The sequence below is a fragment of the Nonomuraea zeae genome (genome assembly GCF_005889725.1).
In the GTDB taxonomy this organism is placed as follows: Bacteria; Actinomycetota; Actinomycetes; order Streptosporangiales; family Streptosporangiaceae; genus Nonomuraea; species Nonomuraea zeae.
In genome coordinates, this window is the sequence record NZ_VCKX01000151.1 from 23347 (window position 1) to 29533 (window position 6187).

The 6187-nt window shown below is 69.6% G+C and carries 8 protein-coding genes and 1 riboswitch; of the genes, 4 read left to right on the forward strand and 4 right to left on the reverse strand.

Features of this window, described 5'->3' with window-relative positions:
* Positions 1 to 38 precede the first annotated feature (38 nt).
* Positions 39 to 152, forward strand: a riboswitch (TPP riboswitch).
* Entirely contained in the window at positions 143 to 1480 is a 1338-nt protein-coding gene (locus tag ETD85_RS37055; protein ID WP_138694489.1) for a purine-cytosine permease family protein, read from the forward strand. (Overlaps the previous riboswitch by 10 nt.)
* On the opposite strand, the gene ETD85_RS37060 is transcribed toward ETD85_RS37055, so the two are convergent.
* Positions 1466 to 2038, reverse strand: coding sequence for a methylated-DNA--[protein]-cysteine S-methyltransferase (locus tag ETD85_RS37060; protein WP_138694490.1), 573 nt, complete (start codon positions 2036 to 2038; stop codon positions 1466 to 1468). The genes ETD85_RS37055 and ETD85_RS37060 overlap by 15 nt on opposite strands.
* 95 nt (positions 2039 to 2133) lie before the next feature.
* Between ETD85_RS37060 and ETD85_RS37065 the strand changes: the two genes are divergently transcribed.
* Together ETD85_RS37065 and ETD85_RS37070 are read left to right on the forward strand one after the other, a co-directional pair.
* Positions 2134 to 4002 (forward strand): sensor histidine kinase, encoded by a 1869-nt coding sequence (locus tag ETD85_RS37065; protein ID WP_138694491.1) that lies wholly within the window; start codon positions 2134 to 2136, stop codon positions 4000 to 4002.
* Positions 4003 to 4138: 136 nt separating this feature from the next.
* Entirely contained in the window at positions 4139 to 4588 is a 450-nt protein-coding gene (locus tag ETD85_RS37070) for an ATP-binding protein (RefSeq protein ID WP_138694492.1), read from the forward strand.
* Here ETD85_RS37070 and ETD85_RS37075 read toward each other — a convergent pair.
* The 3 genes from ETD85_RS37075 to ETD85_RS63530 form a co-directional block, all read right to left on the reverse strand.
* A complete protein-coding gene (locus ETD85_RS37075; protein WP_138694493.1) occupies positions 4572 to 5213 on the reverse strand; it encodes a YidC/Oxa1 family membrane protein insertase in 642 nt (213 codons plus the stop codon). The genes ETD85_RS37070 and ETD85_RS37075 overlap by 17 nt on opposite strands.
* A 108-nt stretch (positions 5214 to 5321) precedes the next feature.
* Positions 5322 to 5522, reverse strand: a complete 201-nt coding sequence (locus tag ETD85_RS37080; protein WP_138694494.1) for a DUF6412 domain-containing protein — start codon at positions 5520 to 5522, stop codon at positions 5322 to 5324.
* On the reverse strand, positions 5519 to 5692 hold the full coding sequence (locus tag ETD85_RS63530) for a hypothetical protein (RefSeq protein WP_170247031.1): 174 nt from the start codon (positions 5690 to 5692) through the stop codon (positions 5519 to 5521). The genes ETD85_RS37080 and ETD85_RS63530 overlap by 4 nt, the downstream gene beginning before the upstream one ends.
* Before the next feature lie 93 nt (positions 5693 to 5785).
* On the opposite strand from ETD85_RS63530, the gene ETD85_RS37085 reads away from it, so the two are divergent.
* Positions 5786 to 6187, forward strand: a 402-nt coding sequence (locus ETD85_RS37085) for a response regulator transcription factor (protein ID WP_138694495.1), incomplete at its 3' end; no start/stop codon positions are given.

A 6187-nucleotide genomic window follows, 5' to 3' on the forward strand; every position in this document is an offset into this window, starting at 1 on the left:
GGTTTCGCCGCCACTGAGGCATCATGAGGACGCAAACTACAGATCGTCGCGGGAGCTCGGGGTGCCGGGCTGAGAGGGCAGCTAGTGATCCGCTGCCGACCGCCTGAACCTGTCCGGGTAATGCCGGCGTAGGGAGTATGCGATGTCGCATGCCGTCGACGAAGTTCCGCTGACCCTCGAAGGACGGCCCCCGAAGACGCTGGGCGTGCTCGACCAGGGCGCGCTCTGGGCGAACCTCGGTGTCAGCCTCCTGGGCTTCTCCGGGGCGCTGCTCCTGCTCAACCCCCTCGGGAACGCCCCGCTCAGCCTCGCCGCCGCGCTGGTGGCGACGGTGGTCGGCAGCCTGATCGGCACGGCCATGGTGGGCCTGTCCGCCATTCCGGGCACGCAGACGGGACAGCCGGCGATGGTGCTGCTGCGCGGGCTGTTCGGGGCGAAGATCTCCTACGCGCCCACGGTGCTGAACATCGTGCAGATGCTCGGCTGGGGCGCCTTCGAGCTCTGGGTGATCGCCAAGGCCGCGACCGCGATCTTCGGGTCGGTGCCGTACCAGGTGTGGGTGATCGTGGCGGGGGTGCTGACCACCGCGCTCACGATCTGGCCGCTCGGCTCGATCCGCCTGCTGCGCCGGTACGTCACCGCCGGCGTGATCGTGTCGCTGATCTGGTTCGGCTGGTTCTTCCTGACCGAGGCCCCGCCGCACACCGGCGGGTCGTGGACCGCGTTCGCCCCCGCGGTGGACTACGTGATCGCGCTGTCGGTGTCGTGGGTGCCGATGGCCGCCGACTTCGCCAGGCACTCCAGATCGAGCAGGGCGGCGTTCGCCGGGGTGGTCGGCGGTTACACGCTGGCCCAGGTGGCCTGCCTGGGGCTGGGCGTCTACGCGGTGGCGATGGCCGGCGCGGGCGCGGTGGAGGCCGACGGCACGGCGGTGTTCAGCCCCTTCGTGGCGGTGCCGCTGGGTGCGCTGTTCTTCGGCATCCTGGTGCTGCGCGAGAGCGACCAGTCCTTCGCCAACGTCTACTCCACCACGGTCTCGCTGCAGAACCTGATGCCGCGCGTGGACCGGCGCGTCTTCTCCGTCGCGATCGGGGTGCTCACGGTCGCGATCGCCCTGGTGGTGGACGTCGGGTCGTACGGCGCGTTCCTGGGCGTGATCGGGGCGGTGTTCGTGCCGATGTTCGCGGTGCTGGCCGTCGACTACTTCCTGCTCGGCGGCGCCCACCGCTGGAACACCGCCGAGAACGCGCCCTCGCGCTGGTCGATGCTGGTGCCGTGGGCGCTCGGCTTCGTCGCCTACTGGCTGACGACCTCCACGCTCTCCGCCGGGTGGTGGGGCGACTTCTGGCAGTGGGCCCGCGACCTGATCGGCTTCACCCGGCAGAGCTGGATGAACGGCGCGCTGGGGGCCACCCTCGTGGCCGCCGTGGTGACGCTGCTCATCGGCTGGCCGCGCCGACGGCGCTCATCCGCCCGCTGACACGCGCCTTTCGACGTTGAGCAGATGCTGCTTGGCGGCCGCGCCACCGGCGTAGTCGCCGAGCCCGTCGTCCGCGCGCACCACCCGGTGGCAGGGCACGATCACGCAGATCGGGTTGGAGGCCAGCGCGTTGCCGATCGCCCGCAGCGCGCGCGGCCGGCCGATGCTCTCGCCGATCGCCTCGAACGTCGTCGTCGTGCCGTAGGGGACGCCCATCGTCTTCTGCAGCACCGTGCGGGCGAAGGACGTGGCCAGCGACAGGTCGACCGGCGTGGTGAAGGCCCGCAGGCGCCCGGAGAAGTAGGCGTCCAGCTCTCTGCGCACCGGGTCGAGCCGGCGCGGGTCGGGCCCGATGAAGGTGCCCACATGCCGGCTGACCAGCTCGTAGACGTCGTTTTCCGGCTCGAAGCTGCAGGCCGCGATGCCCTTGCCCGTCACGGCGAGCACCAGCCTGCCCACGGCCCCGTCATAGGTGCCGAAGGCGATGTCCGGCGGCGACTCGCCCCTGTAGGTGCTGGAGGTCACGCGCAGCAGGGCATCGAGATCACCGCTCGACATTCCCTCACCCTCCCCAGCCGCCGAGAATCACCGTGACCGCAGCGTATCGGACGGATCGCCCGACGCACCCACCGCGCCACGTGCACTATGGAGGTGTGGGGGACGAATGGGCCGGTAGTGACGATGAGATCGCTCGCGCGGTGCTCGCCAGCTCGCCCAACGCCGTCGTGGTGCTCGACAGGGACCAGAGCGTGCTGGTCTGGAACGACGCCGCCGAGCGGCTCTTCGGGTGGACGACGGGCGAGATGCTCGGGCGCAGGGCGCCTATCGTGCCCGGCGAGCTGACCGCCGAGCACAACGCCGTGCTGGAGCGCGTACGCACCGGGGGGCAGGTCTCGCTGCGGACCAAGCGCCTGCGCAGCGACGGGACCATGCTCGACCTGCGGGTGGACATCAGCGCGTTGCGCCTGGGCAGCGCCGTGGCCGGCTACGTCTGCGTGCACCATCTGGCGCAGGTCGACGAGGTGGCCAAGAACCGCATGGCGCGCCGGGCCAGGCTGGTGCGCCGGCTCACCGACGTGGTCGGCGACATCAACTCCGAGCTGGAGCTGTCGGCCGTGCTCGACCGGATCTCGGCCAGCCTCACGGAGCTCACGGGGGCCGACGCGGGCGGCTTCGTGCTGATCGAGGAGGATCGGCTGCGGCTGGTCAGCACGTACCGGCTGCCTGAGAGCATCAGGGGGACCACCACCGACCTGCGTACGAGCCTGGTGGACAAGCTCTTACGCACGGGCAAGACCGTCATGCTGGAGTCGGACGGCCTGGACGACCTGGTGTGGGCGCGGCTGAAGGGGCTGCACACGATCGCGCTGGGCCTGGCCGCCGTCGGCGGGCGGCCCTACGGCGCCCTCTACGCGCTGTTCGCCCGGCGCACGCCCGGGCACCTGGAGCTGGAGCTCCTGGAGCTGCTCGCCGGGCACGCGGGCATCGCCGTCGGCAACGCGGTGGCCTACCAGGAGGCGGTGCGGCAGCGGGCGCACGAGCGCGCCGTGTTCGACGCCAGCGCCGACGGCATCGCGGTGCTCGACGGCACGGGCCGCGTGGTCCGCTGGAACCCGGCCGCCGCAGAGCTGACCGCCTTCCCCGCCGACGCCGTGATCGGCGGGCCGCCGCCGTTCCCGCTGCCGAAGCCGGGCGAGAAGGTCACGTTCCAGATGGAGACCGGGCGGTGGCTGGACGTGGTGAGCGCCCAGATCGAGGAGACGGGCGAGGTGGTCATCGACTTCCGCGACGTCACCACGGCCAAGGAGCTGGAGGAGGCCAAGGACCTGTTCCTGGCCACGACCAGCCACGAGCTGCGGACGCCGATCACGATCGTCCGGGGGTTCGCCAGCACGCTCGACTCGCGCTGGGACAAGCTGAGCGACGCCGAGCGGCGCTCGGCCGTGCACACGATCTCCGAACGGGCCAGATCGCTCGGGCAGCTCATGGATCACCTGCTGCTGGGCTCCCGGGCGGGGGCCGACGAGCTGAAGGTCCGGATCGAGACCTTCGACCTGGCCGAGCGCATCGACGCGGCCACGCTCGGGCTGCCCGTGCTGTCGGACAAGCACCGGGTCGAGGTGGTCATCCCGGACGGGCTGCCCTACGTGCTGGGGGACGCGCTGGCTACGGACATCGTTCTGGGGCAGTTGCTGGAGAACGCATTCAAATACTCGCCGAAGGGCGGTTTGATCAGCGTCGAGGCGTGGCCGGAGGACGACAGTGTCGTGGTCGTCGTCGATGACGAGGGCGTCGGTATCGCCCCGCCTGACCGGGAGCGGATCTTTGAGCGATTCGTCCAGGTGGACAGCGGCGATCGTAGAAGGTTTGGTGGAGTGGGGCTAGGGCTCTACATCGTGCGGAGTCTGGCCCGCGCACAGGGGGGAGATGTGAGTGCTCATCCGCGACCTGGAGGTGGCACGAGGATGCGGCTCGTCCTTCGGTGCGCTTCCAATATCGGATCCGACACACCGATGCGGTAACGAGGTGGTCACGGTTGAGCTGATCTATCGTCCAATGTGTACAAGCTGTGATCGAGATGCGGTTTCTGGGATTGAGTAACGGGGCATTTCGGTCGTACCGGGGAGTGTTCCCGCGGGGGGCACAGGGAACGGGGAGGTGGGTGTGTCAAGCGTGGTGCTGCTGCCGTACGCGCCGTCCAGCGTCGCCGTCGCCCGCCAGCGTCTGAGCACTGACCTGCAGGAAAGTGGGGTCTTTTCCGCTGCGATCGACGATGCGGTGCTGGTGGTGAGCGAGCTGTTGAGCAACGCGCTGCGGCACGCGCACCCGCTGCCGTCAGGCATGGTGAGGGTGGCCTGGCTGCGCAGTGACGACCACATCGAAGTGGCGGTGAGCGACGGGGGTGCGGCCACCGAGCCGCGGGCGGGCCGCCCGACCCTGTCCTCGCTCGGGGGCCGAGGGCTCGGCATTGTCGAATACGTCGCGGAGAGCTGGGGGGTTCGGCACGACGGGGACACGACGACCGTGTGGGCGGTCCTGCCCGCTCCCAACGGATCGGCGAACGGGCAGGTGGTGGGGCAGGTGGCCGCGCTCAGAGAGGCCGGCTAGCCAGCACCGCGCGCTCCGAGACGGCCCACGCCGTCGAGACGAGCAGATAGAGCCCGGCCGCCAGCGGGAGCACGAGCGCGGCCAGCACGGAGCCGAACGGGAGGAGCGGCGCGAGCTTCCTCATGAGTTCCGGCTGCTCTTCTGACACCTTGATCTGCCTGGTGGAAAGCCATGCCACCACCGCGACCAGTGCGATGACCACCACAAAGACCAAAACTGGGGTGCTGGCCAGACCGTAATTAGCGACGACGCCGGCCACCTGCTGGCCCAGCGGCGCCCCGAACAGGTCGTGACCCACCAGCGCGGTCGGGTGCGTGGCCACCCGGTACATCAGCCACATGAACGGCAGCTGCCCCAGCATGGGCAGGAACCCGGCGAACGGCGAGCTGCCTTCCTTGGCGTAGAGCGCGGACATCTCCTTGGAAAGGCGCTCGGGGTTGCGCGCGAAGCGCTTCTGCAGCTCGCGCAGCTTGGGGGCGAGCCGTTCGCGGATCTTCGCGGTGCGGGCCTGGCGGACGTTGAGCGGCAGCAGCAGAAGGCGTACGGCCAGGGTGAACAGCACGATGCCGAGCGCGGCGTGGCCGCCGGACATGGTGATGACGAACGTGACAAGAGAATCGATCATGAGCCCAACCTTTTGGTGAGACAGGTTTTCAGGGCTCACCACGGTTGTGCGCGAAGGAGCGGACACTGCGCGCGAAGTGAGCCCCGCTTGACGGGAAGCGGGGCTCGGTTATGGAGCGCGTGGACGCGAACGCCCGGCCGCGTCGGGATCGCGCTGCCGCTGGAAGGCCGTACGGCGCGCGTAGGTCAGCGGGAAGCCCGGCGGCTCGCCGCTGAGGGTGGGCAGCAGGGTGGCTGCCCACGTGGCCAGTAGCAGGATCGCCATCATGGTGATCCCGACCAGCCACGGGTCGAACAGGAACTGCGTCACTGCGAACGTGAGGACTTGCCGACGACGGTGACCGCGACGAAGACGAGCAGAGCGACCACACCGATGATCAGGGCGACCTTGACCAGCCCGACCAGCATCGGCAACAAGAAGTTGAACAGCACGAAGAGACCCAGCAGGGCCCCCAGCACGAGCATCACGACTCTACCCATGTGGCTACCGTACGTCCTCGGGGGATGATCCGCGAGGCTTACGAAGTAATGACGTACATGTCACCGAACGGGGCGCCGCCGTACCGTGAAGTGGTGAAGACGCGCATCCTGGTCGTCGATGACGACCCGACCGTTTCCGAGGTCGTGGCGCGCTATCTGGAGCGCGACGGGCACGAGGTCGAGTGCGTCGGTGACGGCGTGGAGGCGCTGCGCAGGGCGCTGGCGCACCCGCCTGACCTCATGGTGCTCGACCTGATGCTGCCCAAGATCGACGGGCTGCAGGTGTGCAGGAAGCTCCGGGAGCGGTGGCCGGTCCCCGTGATCATGCTGACGGCGCTCGGCGAGGAGATCGACCGGGTGGTCGGGCTGGAGACGGGCGCCGACGACTACGTGACCAAGCCGTTCAGCCCGCGCGAGCTGGCGCTGCGGGTGCAGTCCGTGCTGCGGCGCGCCCGCGGGGCCTCCGTCACGGGCGGGACGGGGGTGCTGCGGGAC